The organism is Marinobacter sp. DSM 26671 (assembly GCF_900112835.1).
GTDB lineage: Bacteria > Pseudomonadota > Gammaproteobacteria > Pseudomonadales > Oleiphilaceae > Marinobacter > Marinobacter flavimaris.
In genome coordinates this window covers 194,517-211,658 of sequence record NZ_FONF01000001.1, presented here as the reverse complement: position 1 = coordinate 211,658, position 17,142 = coordinate 194,517, and the positions used below count along the sequence as shown (strand labels likewise).

Below are 17,142 nucleotides of genomic sequence, written 5' to 3'. Positions count from 1 at the left end.
GCGTCGTGGGATTGAAAGCAAGCCAGTCCTCAGGTCGACGCCCGTTCATTTACGCGGGTGCCCTACTGTGGCTGATGATGACCCCGGTCCATGCCGATGAGGCGCAACCCGAGCGGGCGAAGGACCTTCGTTATGGTTGGGCGCTGTACGAATACCATCAGGGTAACGCCTTCGAGGCTTTGACCCAGCTGGCCGTGGCACGCGAACGGGGCGGCATCGAAGGGCACGGAGATCATCCGGCTCTCGTCGAGGGCGGGCTCATGCTGTCCTGGGGGATGACCCGAGAGGCGAGCAGGTTGTTTACGCAGCTACTCGGGGCCGATGGCGCCGGCAGCAATCTGTCGCCTGATGTTCGCAACCAGGCCTGGTTCTATCTCGGTAAGGTGTTTTACCTCGAGGGGAATCAGGCGCTCGCACGTGAGAACCTCGATCGTGTGGATGGCGAGATACTGGCCGAGGCCGACCACGATCTTTTCCGCGAATGGATTTATCTGCGCTCCCGGCTGGTCATGATGTCTGCCCGCCCTGATGATGAACCCGAACTGGCTTCGCTTCGGGAGCAGCTGGACGAAACGGACATCTGGTCCCTTTACCTCCGGTACAATTCCGCGGTCTCCGCTCTCGATGCGGCAGACGTAGCTGCCGCCGAAGAGGAACTGAAAAAGCTCATCGCCATCCTCGACCAGTCCATTGACTCCGTCGAGCCAGATGCCGAACGGGAGGGCCTGCTGGGCCGCGCTCGCCTCTCGCTTGCGGGCCTGTACCTGCGTGATAACCAGTTTGAGGCAGCTCTGGAGGTCCTGGGAGCCATGCCACTGACCGGCGTGTTCGCCGATCAGGCTCTCTTTGACTACGCCGTTGCCGCGGCGGGCCAGGGCAGGCCGGAGAGGGCTCTCGACGCCCTTGATACTCTCGCGAACCGTGAACTGTTTTTGCCCTGGCGCCAGCAGGTTCCCTTTGCCCGCGCCTATGTTCTTGAGCAGATGAACGCTCCACAGCGTGCATTGCCTGCGTTTAAAAAGGCAGCCGACCATTACGAGGCCCGTATCAGGGAGCTCGACAATATCCGGGATCGGCTGAATGAAGAAAGTCTGATGGCCCAGCTTGAGTTCAGCCGTGACAGCGACGGGATTCTTACAGATTCCTATGGCCGGCTGCGCGTGCAGCCCCTCGATTCTGGTATGGCAGAAGTGCTGGCTTCGGAGACGTTCCAGCAGGCGCTTGCCGAATTGAACGAACTCTACCGAATGCAGTCCTTCATCGCCGAGCGGCAGTCCAGGTTTGAATCGTTCCGGATCATGCTGGAGACCCGTGAGCAGCAACGGCAGATTCGTATTGCCGAGACCCGTCGGGCACTCGAAACCCAACAGGCAGACCAGTGGCAGCAGTTGCACGAGGACTTCACGGACAGAGTTTCCTCGGCGCTGGCAGACGAAGATGCGGGATTCTTCATGACCTCGCAACAAAAAGCGCTTAGAGACAAGCTCGCTGAGGTTGAGAAAACTCTGGCGGATTTGCCTGACGACGCGACGACCGCCAGGCAGCGTGCGACGTATCGGCGGATGCGTGCCTACTTCGATTGGTGGATTGCGGATGACTATGGAATCAATCGCTGGGCGGCGCAAAAACAGCTCATGCAACTGGATCGCGAGATGCAGAGCTTTCAGGCCCAGCGGCAACGGGTTGAAAGCCTGATGGCCGATGATGCCCGCCATGCGGAACTGGCTCGTCGGATCGCTGCCAGCGAACGGGAGCTCGCGACCCTTGGAACAGAAGTGTCCGATGCATTGGGCAGTGCCCGGAAAACACTCCTGACGCAGGTTGATCGGATGCTGGCTGCCCAGCAACAGGAGCTTAATGGATACCTGCTGGCCTCTCGCCACGCCCAGGCGAGGCTAGCGGACCAGTTGTTCCGCGCATCGCAAAATGCAGGTGCCGGTGATGAATAATCGGATGGCCGGCAGGACTGTTAAAGGCCTCCTCATGGTTGGGGCCCTTGTCATGGCGAGTGGCTGCCAGATGTTGCAGTCGATGATGCCTGCCGGTGGCGAAGAAATGCCGCGAGTCCGTGAGGGCACACTGGCTGCGCTTCCGGCAATCGAAACGCGGCAGGAAAGTGCAGATGCAGCGGCGGTCAGCGACCCCGCAGAAGATGTTTCCATTGAAACGGTAATGGACAGTTACAAGGCGCTTTTGCCACTCGTAGAGGATCCCCGCAAGCAGGTTACCATCAGGCATCGGTTGGCCGATCTGGAATTCCAGCGTGCGGAGCGGAAAATGGCGGATTCGGCTGTCGATGAACTGTCCGGCGCCATCGATGCCTACCAGCGTCTTCTGTCGGAATATCCAGAGCGTGAGGGCAATGACCAGATCTATTATCAGCTTGCCAGAGCCTGGGAGCTTCGAGGCGCGACGCCGCAGCAGCTTGAAGCCCTGAATACTCTGGTTCGCCGCTACCCGGATTCAGAATACTGGGTTGAGGCTCAATTCCGCCGCGGCGATCTGTTGTTTATCGATGGTCGATACGGGGAAGCGGAACAGGCTTTCGACGAGGTTACCCTCGCGAGCCAGGAACGCATGGCCGATCCCTCGTTCCTGGTGAACGCGCATTACATGAAGGGCTGGAGTCTGTTCAAGCAGGCGCAATACCAGGAAGCGCTCTTCAGTTACGTTGAAGTGCTTGATCTTGTCATGCCCGAGGGCAGGCCGGTGGCGGACGTGGATCAGCGGAGCCAGACACTGATCGAAGATCTGTTCAGGGTGGTAGGGCTGTCCCTGTCGTACCTTGACGGAGCGGAAACCCTCCAGGCGCTTTTCCGCCAAACGGGTGGTCGCCCCTACGAAATACTGGTCTACGACCGCTACAGCGAGCTCTTGCTCGAGAGAGAGCAATACAGTGATGCCATCGATGTCTTCGAGGCCTACATAGAAGACCATCCGGAGAGTCCCTGGGCCCCGCGCTACCACATCCGGATCATTGATACCCTTGAGCTGGCCGGTTTCACCCGTACGATCCCTGAACGAAAGGCCGGCTTTGTCAGCCTTTACGGAATCTACAGCGATTACTGGCAGTCAGCGGGCCCCGATGCAATTGGCTTTATCGAGCAACAACTGGAACAACTGTTGCCGGAACTGGCGGACCGCCAGTACCTGCTGGCAGGGGAGGCGGAGGATGATCAGCAGGCGGACGATCACTACCGCAAAGCCGCCAGTTATTACGCCGAATTTGCGGCTACCTTCCCGGACCACCCCCGTACACCGGAGCGGCTGTTCCTTCTGGGTGAGACATACCTGGAGCTGGAAGACTGGCCGGCAGCAATCGCAGCTTTCGAACGCGTGGCCTATGACTATCCGGAAGACACAGTAGCCGATCGGGCAGCTGAAGCCGGGTATGCCTCGGTGCTGGCATTCCGGGAGTACTCGCAAACCTGGGAGAGTGAACCGGTATCGGAGCGGATGGCCTATCAGGAGCTGCAACAACTGAACCGGCTGCGGTTCGCAAATGCGTTTCCCGGCGACGCCCGGGCACCGGCGGTGTATTACATTGCGCTGCAGCGTGAATTTGACCTGAACAACTGGGAAGAGACCGTCAATATGGCGGCCCGACTTGTTACCTGGCAACCCACGCCCCCGGATGAATTGACGACGGAAGCTTTGCTGTTATCCGGGCACAGCCTCTCCGAACTGGCCCGATACGCCGAGGCGGAACAGGCTTATCGTGACGCCCTGGCAACAATGGCCGAAGACGATGAACGCAGAAGCGGCGTTCGTGAAAATCTGGCAGCCGCGGTCTATCGACAGGCGGAGCAGTTAGCTGATGCCGGAAATGTGGAGGCTGCGGTGAGCGAATTCCTGCGAGTCGGCACGGCCGTTCCAGAATCCGCTCTGCGGGCAAACGCCGAATACGATGCTGCCTCACTTCTTATCACCGCCAATCTCTGGGAGCAGGCCATCGGTGTGCTGACCAGTTTCAGGCGGTCTTTCCCCAATCACGAGCTGATTGACACAGTCCCTGCAAAACTGGCGTTGGCCTACCGTGAAACGGAGCAGTGGGAGCGAGCCGCCGACGAACTCCAGCAAATGGTCTCCCTCGCCAAGACGCCGGAAGAGCGAAGGGAAAACCTGTTGATTGCAGCAGAACTGTACGATCAGGCCGGTAACCGGGAGAAGGCGATTGATACCTGGCGAAATTACGCCAACAGCCACCCCGAGCCGACGGACGTCTACATGGAAGCGGCCAATCGGCTGGCTGAGCTCTATCAGGAAGACGGGGATGCCGAAAGCAGGGATTACTGGTTGCGAAAGCAGATGGAAACGGTGGACCGGGACCCGGACGCCGCAGACGATCGCATGCGGTACCTTGCGGCGTCAGCCTCTGCAATCCTCGCCCGCGACGCCCTTGCCAGGTATGACGGCATCAGGCTGACTCTTCCACTCAATCAAAGCATGACAGCGAAGACCGATGCGCTTGAACGAGCGGTCAACGCCTACAAGAAGACGGCCAGCTATGGCCTTTCATCATTTGCAACCGAGGCCGGTTACCAGATCGCCCACATCTATGCACGCCTCGGTGCCGATCTCATGGACTCGGAGCGGCCCACCGGATTGAGCGAGCTTGAACTGGCTCAGTACGAGCTTCTCCTGGAAGAGCAGGCCTACCCGTTTGAGGACAACGCCATCGATATCCACGAGCAGAATATCCGGCGGGCCCGGGAGGGCATTTTCGATGAATGGGTCAAGCGCAGTTACGAGGCCTTGAAAGCCCTGTTGCCCGGACGTTATCGGAAAGAAGAAGTTACCCAGGGGGTTGTCTATGAGCTCGATTAAGGCCTGCGGACTCTGTCTTTTCGTGATGTTTTCGCTTTCGGGGTGTGTAACGGCGCCGGCGCCGCCGGAGTCTGAGGCAGAAGTTGAGCAAGCTGTACTGGAAGCGTCATTCGCCAAGGCCGTGAGTGCCATGGAGGAGGGAAATCTCGCCGAGGCCAAAACCCGATTCGAGCAACTGGCGAGCGACTACCCCGGAAGAGCCGGCCCCATGGCCAACCTTGGCATTATTGCGTTCCAGGAAGAGGATACCGAGACCGCGAAAAGTTGGTTTGAACGCACGCTGGCGGTGAATCCGGAACATGTGCAGGCGCTGAATCATCTGGGAGTAATTGCCCGGAACGCAGGAGAATTCGACGAAGCAGAACGGTATTATCGCGCGGCACTGTCTGCTGATCCGAATTACGCGCCTGCTATCCTTAATCTGGCCTTCCTGCTTGATATCTACCTGGGTAAACCTTCCGAGGCGGTCGACCTTTATGAGCGTTATCAGTCCGCGGCCAGTGAGCCGCACCCCAGACTGGAAGACTGGATCTTCGATGCCAAAAACAGAATCTGATGTGGACTATGTGATATGAAACGTCTCGCGCTAATCGCTCTGGCAGTTTCCGCCCTGTTGCCCACGGCGCCGATGGTCTTCGCCCAGGACGCCCCGGGTGTGGTTACCATTGAAGGCACACGAATCCGTGGCGATCAGGAAGTGCCCACGGTGATGTATCTGGTGCCCTGGCAGCCACCGGAAGTGGACGAGTTGCGTGCGCCAGAAGAACGCCTGATGGTTGATCAGGGCCTTCGGCCCCTGGAGCGCTATGAGTTCCAGCGATTTATCAAGTATCACGAAGCCTTCATCACACAGACCCAGGCAGCAGCCGGGGACTAGAGTGTGATGCCTGTCGCATCCTGAGTGTGTCGCTGCGCAAGATTAAACAAACCCTCACACAGACTTTCGCGAACTTACCCGCACAAGGTCAGGCCGCGCATAGACTGATCTGAAAACCGGACCATGGAGTGCCCAGAAAATGATCGATACCGCCGTTCGCTTCTTCCAGGAAGGTGGCTTTTTTATGTTTCCGATTGCAGTTGTGCTGATTGTCGGACTCATTGTTGCCATTGAACGTTACGTTTACCTTTCCGCCCAGAAACTGACCAACCGTCGGGACTTCAACCGCCTGCATCAGATGATCGCCAAGCGTGACCTGAAGGGCGCCCTGAACTACACCCAGGAATCCGGTAGTGCCATGTCGACCATGATCGGCTTCGGCCTTCAGCGCCTGGCCCGCCGCCAGGGTCGTGAAGAGATCGAATACGCGATGGAAGAGGGGTTACTGGATGTGATGCCGCGTTTGGAAAAGCGCACCCAGTATCTGGCAACGCTGGCCAACATTGCCACGCTGCTTGGCCTGCTGGGTACCATTATCGGGTTGATTGCAGCATTTACGGCGGTAGCTGCAGCGGATCCGGCCCAGAAGGCGAGCCTTCTGTCCCAGAGTATCTCGGTTGCCATGAACACCACCGCCTTCGGCCTTATGTCTGCTATTCCCATGCTGCTGATCCACTCACTGCTGCAGACCAAGACCAATGAGATCGTCGACAGCTTTGAGATGGCGGGCATCAAGGTCCTGAACCTCCTCAGCGATGGTTCCGGCAGTAAGACCGCCGCTCAACCACAGGGACAGAATGCCGCTGCGCCGGCACAGGTAGCGACTCCGGCCGGTAGCCCGGCCTGATAACCAGCCAGAAGGATGTCAGGCCATGAGACGGAAACATCGTCGCCTACAAAGTGAGGCCGATCTCGACATCACGCCCTTCATGAATCTCATGATTGTGCTGGTGCCGGTACTGCTGCTGAATATGGTGTTCGCCCACACCAGCGTTCTGGAACTCAACTTCCCGACCGGTGAGAGCCTGTCGGGCGAGCAGGCGGAAGAGCTGCAGATCCAGGTGGTGATCTATGAGGATCGCCTGGTCGTTGCGGATAACCAGGGCGGCGTGATCAAGAACATCCCCCAGCGCGAGGGCGAGTATGATTTCGTTCTGCTCAAGGATGTCATGAAGGAAATCAAGAGCCGTGTGCCGGACAAGAAGGATGTGATTATTATGCCGTCCCGGCAGACGTCCTATCAGTCTCTGGTCTCGGTGATGGACACGGTGCGCTCATACGAGGCGGTTGTGGCTGGTAGTGTGGTTGAAGCGGAGCTGTTCCCCGAGATCTCTCTCGGCGATGCGCCCGCACAGCCTTCGGGATCCGCGGAGGTCAGTTCATGAAAGAATCTGCCAAGGCCCGCCGCCAGAAACGCCATTACCGGCGCAATAAAAGCCAGGGAAAGATGAACCTGGTCTCGTTGATGGATATCTTCACCATCCTGGTGTTCTTCCTGATGGTGAACTCCTCCTCCGACGTACAGGTATTGAACCAGAACAACACTATCAAACTGCCGGATTCCACCGCTCAGCAACCTCCTGGTGACGTCCTGGCCCTGACCGTCACAGACCGGGATATCCTGGTGAACGGTCGGCTGGTAGTGAAACGCGACGCCTTCCAGATGTTTGACGGACAGGTGGAGCCTGCCCTGAAGCAGGAACTGGACTATCAGGCCAGTCGCTCGTCGGCACCTGCCCCGGATGCGGGTCGACCCATTACCATTCTTGCAGACCGCGAACTGCCCTACGAGCTGCTGAAAAAAATCATGTCCACCTGTGTGGACGCCGGTTACGCCAGTATTTCCCTGGCGGTTAATCAGCGTGCGGAACAGGGAGCCTGACCATGATGGATTATCGGTACGGATTGCCCTGGAATCAGGAGCGCGGTGAACGTAAGCGGTTGTTGGCCGCCGCTGTTTTTGTGATGCCATTGTTCCTTGCAATTGCAGGTTATGTCAGCTGGGTAGAGCTGCCAGAACGTGACAGGCAGGAACAGGAAGCTCTGCCGCCTCAGCTGGCCAAGCTGATCATCGAGAAAAAGGAGCCCCCAAAACCGGTGATGCCCGAGCCGGAGCCCGAACCGCCGAAGCCTGAGGAAAAGCCGGTGGAACAGGCCAAACCAGAGCCCAAGCCGGAGCCGGTTCCTGAACCGGTGATGCCGGAACCCGAGCCGGAGCCTCAGGTAGCCGAAAAACCGGAGCCCAAGCCAGAACCCAAGCCTGAAGAGGTCGCCAAGGCGCGGGAGAAGGCAAAGAATACCGGTATTCTGGCAATGGGGAACGAACTGAAAAAACTCAGTTCGCTGGCGGAGTCGGTCAAGCTGGATGGCCCGGTTGCCAATACAGCGGAACCTATTGCCCGCAAAACCGGTGATACTTTGGCCTCGCGCGCGACCGCGAGCGCGAAGAGCAGTGGGGTGAACGAGGAAGCGCTCAATCGGGAGGCCGGTCAGGTCGCCCTGGCCGAGCGTCAGCGCGCGGAAGTTGCCGAAGCAGAGAGAGTTGCTGCGGTGAAAGAGGCGGCACGCAAGGAACAGCAGGAAACTGCGGCCAGAACCCGGAGCAAGGAAGAGTTGCGCCGGACCATGGATGCCAACAAATCCGCGATCTACAGCATCTACAACCGGGAGCTTCGTCGCAAACCGTCGCTGCAAGGAAGTATTACCCCGGAGTTGGTCATTGAGCCGAACGGTGCAGTATCGAGTTGTTCGGTGGTGGAATCTACACTCAATGAGCCGGCGCTGGAGAGCAAGATCTGCAATCGTCTGAGGTTGGTGGATTTCGGGGCCCGACCGGGCGTTGATCAAACCAAGATCCGTTATCCGATCGAATTGCTGTCCAGCTAGGGCGCTGGACAGCAAGGATGCCGCTTAGCGTTTCCGGGTTGTGGTCGCGATCACGACACTGACCAGTCCGGAGCCTACCAGGGCACCAACGAAAGGCATCAGGGTGGGAATGCTGCCGGGGAAGCTGGCAGCTTCCAATCCGGCCATCAGGCTGCCACCGGTAATCCATCCGGGCAGAATCGCGCCGAAAAGTCCCGCCAGACAGCCCAGGATCGCCGCCCTCGTGGTCATCTTTCCCCAGAGCCCCATCAGTACAGGCAGAACCGCCGTGGCGCAAAGCAGGTCTGCGATCAAAAATAGCCGCAGCACGGAAATCCCCTGAAGTGCCACCAGAACCACAGGAATCATCAGCAGCACGGTAAACCATCGGGCACTGACAATGGACAACCCCTGTTTTTCGGTAACCGCCAGCGACGCAAGTGCGTTCTGCAGGGTATCCACCGAGGATGCCACGAGTGTGATGGCCAGGATCAGGGCCGGTAAAGCGAGCCAGGCCGGCGCATCAGCAAGCAAGGCAAAAAACGGAATCGGCGGGCTGCCCAGGTCGGCGCCGCTCATGGCCGCCAGTATTCCCAGCCCGCCAACCACGGCGACAACGGCGATGGTGACCACGCCGCCCAGCAACGCGCCGCGGCTCAGGGCGTCCGTATCACGAGCCGACCATAAACGCTGCCAGTATCCCTGGTGGAACAGGTTGGCGGCGGTGACGGCAATCACCAGGGTCAGCGCCACGCTCAGGGCCGCCGACGCAGGGATATCCGGTAGCGCTGCGGGTGCTGCGTCCGGAAGCTTGCCTACGGCAACAAAACTGACGATAGCCAGCAAGCCGATCAGTAACAGTGCCTGCCATTGGTCGGTAACGATGCTGGCCCTGAGACCACCGACAGCGGTGTATACCAGCGTGGTTATGGCAACGCCAATGACCACAATGCCGCCATCAATACCGGAAAGCAGCGACGTTATGGCACCAATGGCAGTAAGCTCCGCGGTGAGAAAGCAAAGCATGTAGAGCACCGAGATCGTCGAAACGTAGCGGCGTACGCCATTGCCATAACAGGCGTTGGCGAATTCGCCGATGCTGCGTCCTTCCGGAAGGAAGCGGCGAATAGCGGGGCCACAGAAAGCGAACACGATAAACGGCAAGGCGGCGCCCAGGGCATAGCCAGCCAGAGCCAGAGGGCCAACCAGTGCGCCAACCTCAGGCGGGGCAAACAGTATCCAGCCGCCCATGCCGGAAGCGAGGAAAGACAGTCCGAGGGCCCTGGCTCCCTGACTGTTTCTTGCCGTTACATAGTCATCCAGTCCGCCGTCGGCGAGACGGGCTCTCAGTCCGAGCCAGGCAAACAGGATCATGGCGACCACGATCGCCGCGAGGGTGGTATAAAACATCGGGAGGTTCTCCGCCGTTCATCAAGCGGGCCATAGTGCCACAACGGCGGAAGCGGGGCGAGATACGTTGGCCCGCAGGAATGCGGGCCACGCAGAGCTCTACTGCTTCACGGCCTCGGCAGCTTTAACTTTGACGTAGCTGCCGGGTGCATCCTCAATCGCAGGAAGTTTCCCTTCGCCGGGGATGCGAGCCGGCACGTCGCCGTCTGAGAAACGGGCAATCCACTCGAGCCAGTGAGGCCACCAGGATCCCGGATGGTGTTCGGACTTCTCGAACCAGGTGTCTGCATCCGGCACCAGGGTGTCATTGGTCCAGTAGCCGTACTTTTCCTTGTAGGGCGGGTTGATCACGCCAGCGATATGGCCGGAGCCGGAGAGCACAAAGCGGACATCACCGCCGTGGGCCAGCGCCCCTTTGTAGGTGGTTTTCCATTTGGCGATGTGATCCTGTCTGGCGGACAGGAAAAAAGAGGGTACATCGATTTCGGACAGGTTGATGGACTCGCCCAGCAGATTCAGGGAATCTGGCTTCACCAGACGATTATTCAGGTACATCTGGCGCAGATAGTAACTGTGCATTCGCGCTGGCAGGTTGGTGCCGTCGGTGTTCCAGTAGAGCAGGTCAAAAGCCGCGGGCTTCTGGCCTTTAAGGTAGTTATTGGTCCAGAACGACCAGAACAGCTCGTTTTCTCTCAACAGGTTAAACGTGAACGCCATAGCGCGACCGTCCAGGTAGCCCTTGCGCTCCAGCATTTTCTCAATACCCCGGATCGAGTGATCGTTGATGAAGACACCGATTCCGCCAGGGTCCGAGAAGTCCAGAAGTGTCGTCAGATAGGTAGCACTGGCTACCGGATTACGGCCTTTTTTCTTGAGCCAGGCCAATGTTGAGCCCAGCAGGGTGCCACCGATGCAATAGCCGATCAGATTCATCTGGTCTTCGCCGGTGGCTTCGGTAACCGCATCCATGGCCGCCAGTGGCCCGAGTTCCATGTAGTCTTCCCAGCCTTTGTCCCGCAGGGAGGGCCCGGGATTTCGCCAGGAAATAATAAAAACAGTCTGTCCCTGGTTGACCAACCACTGGATAAAGGAGTTCCTGGCGGTGAGGTCCAGGATGTAGTACTTGTTGATCCATGGCGGAACAATCAGCAACGGGCGTTTGCTGACGGTCTCTGTTGTTGGCGAGTACTGGATCAACTGCATCAGTTCGTTCTGGAACACGACCTTGCCAGGGGTAGTTGCCAGGTTACGTCCTACCTCAAAGGCAGAGCGATCTGTCATCCCAACATTGAACAGGGAAGGATTCTGCCGCAGGTCTTCGATCAGCTGCCGTCCACCGTCGATCAGGTTCATCCCTTTGCGTTCCCAGGTAATCCTGAGCACTTCCGGATTCGTGGCGGGGAAATTCGATGGCGACAGTGCACTGGTCAGGTGTCGGGCGTAGAACAGCATCTGGTCCCGTCCTGCCGGGGGAATCCCTTCCATGCCGGCCGCCCAGTTCAGAAAGGCCTGTGAGTTGATCAGATAGGCCTGGTGGAGGACATCAAAAGGCAGATGCTTGTGCCACTCCTCGGCCTGGAAGCGTCGGTCGTCGGCCTCTGGTTCGACAACGGGCTGCTTATGCTTGCCCACGAGCCGTGCAAGGGTGTAGTGCCCCAGCGCGGCATGTTTGCGGGCCAGATCCAGTTCCGCTCCTGCAAACCGGAGCGGGTGCAGGAGCAGGTCCTCGGCCATTGTGCGGTAGGCATCGGACATTTCCGTTATCGTGGAGAGCGTTGCCGCATCCAGGACGCCAGCATCTCCCAATGCTTTCTCCAGTTGCTGCTGTCCCTGGCGGACGTTGGTTTCGAAGCCGTTGACGAGCTGACCTACGGCTTTCCCGAGCGTATCCAGACCGAACATAACTATCCCTTATTTGGCGGTTTTCGGGCCGGGCTTGGCCGATGCCTCGGGTGCTTTCTCGAACACCTTCTGAATCTGCTCCCTGCTTTCGTTGAAGTAGTCCTGCCAGGCTTTCCAGTCTGCGGTGAACTGCTCGCTCAGTGATTTCAGGGTCTCCGCCTGATCGCCAGTCAGGCTTTTCAGGCTCTCCAGATCACGGACCTCAGACACCTTTTTAGCCTGCTCCATGGTGACATCGGCATAACGTCGGAAGGCGTTCATCTGCATTTCTGCAGCCTTGCCAAATTGCTCGAACAGGGTTTCGTTCAGACGGGTCGCTTTTTCGAAAAGCTCGGTGTTCATGGTCACAACTCCTTTGCGTATGGATTTGATGGAATTCTATTCTGCCTCATCCTGCGTGACGCAATTTTGACAAGCATCAATCCCGGGTTCAGCTTATGCTTTACTGTAGGAACATGTTTTCCCGGCAAGGCAGGAGGCGCCATATGACCAACCGGAAATCCGAACTTGAAACACTGAGAGCCGACCTGACGGCCAGACTTTCCCGTTATGAGGCGCATCAGCATCGGGAAGGGGGTGCGTTAGACAAGGATTTCGAGGAGCAGGCTACCCAGACCCAGAACGACGAAGTGGTCGATTCGCTGGAAACCGAAACCCGTTCCGAACTCGCTCAGATTGAACATGCACTGGCTCGGATTGATAACGGTGTGGGTGACGAATGCGAATCCTGCGGCGAGGCCATTGACCCACGCCGCTTGCAGGTTCTGCCCTATACCACGGTTTGCGTGGATTGTGCCGAAGACTGAGTGACACCATGGAGCCACTGCAGGCATCCACGACCGGCTCGGCCGTATTCCAGACCCGGGGCCTGACGAAAACCTATGATCAGGGGGAGGTTCAGGTTCATGCCCTCCGTGGCGTAGATCTGGATCTCTATGGCGGCGAACTGGTCGTCATGCTGGGCGCTTCCGGTTCTGGCAAATCCACACTCCTTAACATTCTTGGCGGGCTGGATGTGCCATCGACCGGCGAAGTCCGGTATCGGGATTTTGATCTCAGTACTGCCGGCGACCGCGAACTCACCCGTTATCGCCGTGAACACGTGGGTTTCGTGTTCCAGTTCTATAATCTCATTCCCAGCCTCACCGCCAGGGAAAATGTGGCGGCAGTGACCGAGATAGCGACCAATCCAATGACGCCGGAAGAGGCACTTGAACTGGTTGGGCTCAAGAGCCGCATTGACCATTTTCCGGCCCAGCTTTCCGGTGGTGAACAGCAGCGCGTTGCCATTGCCCGGGCCATTGCCAAACGACCGGATGTACTCCTGTGCGACGAGCCAACCGGCGCTCTCGATTCCGCCACCGGCGTTCTGGTGCTCGAGGCACTGGACAAAGCCAACCGGGAGACCGGCACGACTACCGTCATCATTACCCACAATGCTTCCATCGCCGGCATGGCGGATCGCGTGATAACGCTCTCGGACGGCAACATCAGCGGTGAGCGTCTTAATGAGCGTCGCCAGGATCCCCGTACACTGTCCTGGTAACGGTACTGAAGAGTAACAGCGATGTCCCCGAAGGGATTGAACACGGTTCTGAACGTAAAGTTACGGCGGGAACTCTGGCAGATGCGCGGTCAGGTACTGGCCATCGCACTGGTTATTGCCGGAGGCGTGGGCGTGTGCGTGATGTCTCTCGTGAACTATTCATCGCTGTTGGCAACCAGAGCCCAGTATTACGAACAACACGAATTTGCCGAGGTCTTTGCGCCGGTCAAACGGGCTCCACGCCATACTCTCAAGGACACCGCTGCGCTGCCTGGTATCGCCAGGTACGAGGGGAGGGTCGAAGGCGCTGCGAAACTGGAAATACCCGGGTTTCCGGATCCGGTGTCGGCTCGCCTGGTGTCTGTTCCGCCGGAAGGTCAGCCTGACGTCAACCGCCTTTTTATTCGCCAGGGACGGCTCCCGGCTGCTGGTCGAAGCCAGGAGATCGCAGTTATCGGAAGCTTTGCCGAAGCGCATGAGTTGGTTCTGGGAGATCAGTTTGAAGCCATTATCAACGGCCGCCGGCAGGCTCTTACGATAACCGGCATTGTTGAGTCACCGGAATTCATCTACGTCATTCCTCCGGGCGGTATGCTGCCGGACTATCAGCGGTATGGTGTTCTCTGGATGAACAGAGAGTCCCTGGAATCCGCCATGGATATGCGGGGCGCTTTCAACAGCCTGGTGGTGACGCTCAAACCTGGCCATTCTGCTGCCTCCGTCATTGATGCTCTGGATCGATTGCTGGCCCGGTATGGGGCAACGGGGGCTTTTGGCCGGGACGACCAGTTTTCCCACCGTTTTCTGAGTGACGAGCTCAATCAGTTGAAAACCATGGCGACGGTTTTCCCCCTCATTTTCATGAGTGTCGCCATGTTTTTGTTGAATGTGGTGATTGGCCGTCTGATCAGCACCCAACGGGATATCGTCGCGGTACTCAAGGCCTTCGGCTATAGCAACCGTCAGATCGCCTGGCATTACAGCAAACTGGTCATCGTGATTGCCGTCATCGGTTTGCTGGCGGGGCTTGGCCTTGGCCTATGGCTTGGACGCTCTCTCGGCGAACTGTACATGGATTATTACCGCTTTCCGGGGCTGTTGTTTCGCATTGACCCCGCATGGGTTGTGCTGCTGGGGTTGATGACAATTGTGGTCGCCTGGCTCGGTGCCTGGCGAGCCATCAGGCAGGCAGCGGCACTGCCACCCGCTGAAGCCATGAGGCCTGAGGGGCCCGCCAGGTACCGGGTGACCATAGTGGAAAAGCTGCTCTCGGGAATCCGTTTCGCCCAGCCCTCCCGAATGATCGTGCGCCAGCTCTCCCGTCGTCCGGTTCGGACCCTGTTATCCATGACTGGGGTCGCTATGGCCACTGCCATCGTGATGGTGGGAAACTTCCAGTTCGACTCGGTGTCCCTGATGGTCCACACGCAGTTTGCACGGGTTCAGCAACAGGATCTGTCCGCGACCTTTATTGATCCGGTGAACAGCGCGGCGTTGTTCGGCTTGCAGCGGCAAGCCGGGATACGTTACGTGGAGGGGCGACGCTCGGTCCCGGCACGTCTTGTTTCCGGCCATCGGGAGTGGCGAAGCGCAGTCACCGGAATACCCTCCGAGGCGCGCCTGCAATTTGTCATCGACAGTGACCTGCAGCCGGTTCCGCTCCCCAGGGAGGGGTTGTTGTTGACCGATTTTCTGGCCGATGAACTGGGTGTCGGTCCGGGAGATGTTCTGCAGCTGGAGCTCCTGGAGGGCGACCGCCGAACGGTTATGGTTCCGGTCGCCGGTATCACCAGCGAGTTTCTCGGGGTTGGTGCCTACATGGATCTGGATGCCCTCAACCGGGCACTGGGGGACGGGCCCCTGATCAATCAGGCCCTGATCAACCTGGACCCGGACAAGGCTTCGGAAGTTTATAACAGTCTTCGCGAAACCCCGGGAGTGCTTGGCCTGAGCATCCGGCAGGCCATGCTCGACAGCTTCTACGACACCCTGGCGAGAACCTTCCTGACGTTCACCTTTTTCAACAGCCTGATGGGCGGAATCATCGCTTTTGGAGTGGTCTACAACATGATCCGGATTTCACTGGCGGAAAAAGGTCGGGAGTTGGCGAGCCTGAGAGTGCTGGGATACACCCAGAATGAAGTTGCGCATATATTGTTGGGAGAGGTTGCGCTCTTGCTGTTACTGGGCATTCCGCTCGGTTGGCTGATTGGCCAGGGGCTGGCACTGATGATTGTTACTGCCATGCAAACGGAGCTGTATCGGGTGCCCCTGACCATAACCACCCAGACGCTTGGCATGTCCGCGCTGGTCGTGGTGGTTTCGGCAATCGCTTCCGGGGTGATTGCCTGGTGGCGCCTGAAAGCGCTGGATCTGGTAGCCGTGTTGAAAACAAGGGAATAGGTGCGGAAGCAACCAGGGAGTGAACTGAGGTTATGACGAAAAAAGGGTTTGCGGGGAAATGGTTGTTCTGGGGCGTGTTTGTTTTGCTCGCCATTGCTGCAGTCGTGGTCACGATCCGGCCCGATCCGGTTTGGGTGGACCTGGCGCCGGTAACCCGTGGACCCATGGAAATCACCATCAAGGAAGAAGGAAAAACCCGGGTGCGGGACCGTTACGTGGTGTCTTCCCCGGTTGCCGGCTACTTACACAGGGTCTTGCTGGAGGTGGGGGATCCGGTTATTCCAGGAGAGCTGCTGACAGAGGTGGACCCCATGCCTGCCAGCACCCTGGATGCCCGCAGCCGGGCAGAAGCGGAGGCCAAAGCACAGTCGGCCCGATCGGCGCTCAATTCCACTCGTCAAAAAGTCGCAGCCGCTGAGGCGGAAGCAGATCTGGCCGTTCGGGAACTGGCCCGCCTGCAGGCTCTGAGTGATGACCATTTTGTTTCCGACGAGCGTTTGCAGCAGGCGAAGGCCGCTGCGGATAGGGCAAAGGCCATTCTGCGTTCCGCCCGCTTTGACGAGGAAGTAATGGCCCATGAACTGGCAGCGGCCAGAACCCGCCTTGAAGTATCTGCTGCACGGGCAAACGGTAATGGAGCGGTTGAACGTGTGCCGGTCAGATCTCCGGTGAATGGTTCGGTCCTCGGAATAGTCCGGAAAAGTGAGGGCGTCATCCAGGCCGGTGAAGCCATTCTGGAACTGGGAGACCCCGGGGCGCTTGAGGTGGTTGTCGATGTGTTGAGTTTTGACGCTGTGAACCTTCAACCCGGTATAGCGACGCGCCTCACTGGATGGGGTGGCGGCACTCTTGATGCTGTCGTCCGTCGGGTTGAGCCGGTCGGATTCGAGGACATGTCGGCCCTGGGTGTTGAAGAGAGGCGGGTACAGGTCGTTGCGGACATTACCAGCCCTACGGACGCGTGGCAGAGCCTCGGAGACGGGTACCGTGTGGACGCCGAGTTTCTGCTCTGGCGATCAGACAATGTTCTTCAGGTGCCGGAATCTGCCATCTTTGTCAGTGAGGGTCAGCATCAGGTATTCCGCGTTGTTGACGACAGAGCGGTGCTTACAAACGTGTCGGTGGGACGTACAAACGGATTCCATACGGTGATTCAGGATGGTCTTGGTGAGGCAGACAGTGTGGTCCGGCACCCGGATCGCCAGTTGGAAGACGGCAGCCAGATCAGGGTTCGTTAATGGCCCGTATTGCCGGCCTTGTCCGCTGAAATGAGAGGACATATCACGTTTTGCTGGCTAGACTGACGGCATAA

General features: G+C 58.5%; 15 protein-coding genes. 12 read left to right on the top strand and 3 right to left on the bottom strand.

Translation table 11 applies throughout. The features are described 5' to 3' along the window. Positions 1-5 precede the first annotated feature (5 nt). From BM035_RS00935 to BM035_RS00900, 8 genes are all read left to right on the top strand, one after another. A complete protein-coding gene (locus tag BM035_RS00935) occupies positions 6-1,949 on the top strand; it encodes a hypothetical protein (RefSeq protein ID WP_254775329.1) in 1,944 nt (647 codons plus the stop codon). Further along, positions 1,942-4,827 carry a tetratricopeptide repeat protein gene (locus BM035_RS00930; protein ID WP_049784480.1) on the top strand — a complete coding sequence of 962 codons (2,886 nt, stop codon included), beginning with the start codon at positions 1,942-1,944 and terminating at the stop codon, positions 4,825-4,827. Before BM035_RS00935 ends, BM035_RS00930 begins: the two co-directional genes overlap by 8 nt. Continuing rightward, positions 4,814-5,383: a tetratricopeptide repeat protein gene (locus BM035_RS00925; protein ID WP_053112302.1), complete on the top strand. Its 570-nt coding sequence runs from the start codon at positions 4,814-4,816 to the stop codon at positions 5,381-5,383. Before BM035_RS00930 ends, BM035_RS00925 begins: the two co-directional genes overlap by 14 nt. 15 nt (positions 5,384-5,398) lie before the next feature. Next, a complete protein-coding gene (locus tag BM035_RS00920; RefSeq protein ID WP_053112299.1) occupies positions 5,399-5,704 on the top strand; it encodes a hypothetical protein in 306 nt (101 codons plus the stop codon). Positions 5,705-5,843: 139 nt separating this feature from the next. Continuing rightward, positions 5,844-6,551: a MotA/TolQ/ExbB proton channel family protein gene (locus tag BM035_RS00915; protein ID WP_014577476.1), complete on the top strand. Its 708-nt coding sequence runs from the start codon at positions 5,844-5,846 to the stop codon at positions 6,549-6,551. 25 nt (positions 6,552-6,576) lie between these two features. Beyond that, positions 6,577-7,089 carry an ExbD/TolR family protein gene (locus BM035_RS00910; RefSeq protein WP_092029849.1) on the top strand — a complete coding sequence of 171 codons (513 nt, stop codon included), beginning with the start codon at positions 6,577-6,579 and terminating at the stop codon, positions 7,087-7,089. Next, positions 7,086-7,586 (top strand): ExbD/TolR family protein, encoded by a 501-nt coding sequence (locus BM035_RS00905; protein WP_092029847.1) that lies wholly within the window; start codon positions 7,086-7,088, stop codon positions 7,584-7,586. The genes BM035_RS00910 and BM035_RS00905 overlap by 4 nt, the downstream gene beginning before the upstream one ends. Before the next feature lie 2 nt (positions 7,587-7,588). Further along, positions 7,589-8,590, top strand: coding sequence for an AgmX/PglI C-terminal domain-containing protein (locus BM035_RS00900; RefSeq protein ID WP_092029845.1), 1,002 nt, complete (start codon positions 7,589-7,591; stop codon positions 8,588-8,590). A gap of 24 nt (positions 8,591-8,614) precedes the next feature. On the opposite strand, the gene BM035_RS00895 is transcribed toward BM035_RS00900, so the two are convergent. The 3 genes from BM035_RS00895 to BM035_RS00885 form a co-directional block, all read right to left on the bottom strand. After that, positions 8,615-9,979: a sodium:solute symporter family transporter gene (locus BM035_RS00895; RefSeq protein ID WP_008174680.1), complete on the bottom strand. Its 1,365-nt coding sequence runs from the start codon at positions 9,977-9,979 to the stop codon at positions 8,615-8,617. 99 nt (positions 9,980-10,078) lie between these two features. Beyond that, entirely contained in the window at positions 10,079-11,881 is a 1,803-nt protein-coding gene (locus BM035_RS00890; protein ID WP_092029843.1) for a PHA/PHB synthase family protein, read from the bottom strand. A gap of 9 nt (positions 11,882-11,890) precedes the next feature. Then, positions 11,891-12,223 (bottom strand): phasin family protein, encoded by a 333-nt coding sequence (locus BM035_RS00885; RefSeq protein ID WP_008174685.1) that lies wholly within the window; start codon positions 12,221-12,223, stop codon positions 11,891-11,893. A 143-nt stretch (positions 12,224-12,366) separates the two neighbouring features. Between BM035_RS00885 and BM035_RS00880 the strand changes: the two genes are divergently transcribed. Genes BM035_RS00880 through BM035_RS00865 form a run of 4 tightly spaced genes read left to right on the top strand, consistent with a single transcriptional unit; the run spans position 12,367 to position 17,068 of the window. Next, positions 12,367-12,687, top strand: coding sequence for a TraR/DksA family transcriptional regulator (locus BM035_RS00880; protein WP_008174687.1), 321 nt, complete (start codon positions 12,367-12,369; stop codon positions 12,685-12,687). 8 nt (positions 12,688-12,695) lie between these two features. Further along, complete coding sequence (locus BM035_RS00875) at positions 12,696-13,427, top strand: ABC transporter ATP-binding protein (RefSeq protein WP_008174689.1); 732 nt, start codon at positions 12,696-12,698, stop codon at positions 13,425-13,427. A 21-nt stretch (positions 13,428-13,448) separates the two neighbouring features. Next, complete coding sequence (locus tag BM035_RS00870; RefSeq protein ID WP_092029842.1) at positions 13,449-15,830, top strand: ABC transporter permease; 2,382 nt, start codon at positions 13,449-13,451, stop codon at positions 15,828-15,830. Positions 15,831-15,862: 32 nt separating this feature from the next. Next, positions 15,863-17,068, top strand: a complete 1,206-nt coding sequence (locus BM035_RS00865; protein WP_092029840.1) for an efflux RND transporter periplasmic adaptor subunit — start codon at positions 15,863-15,865, stop codon at positions 17,066-17,068. Positions 17,069-17,142: the final 74 nt, after the last annotated feature.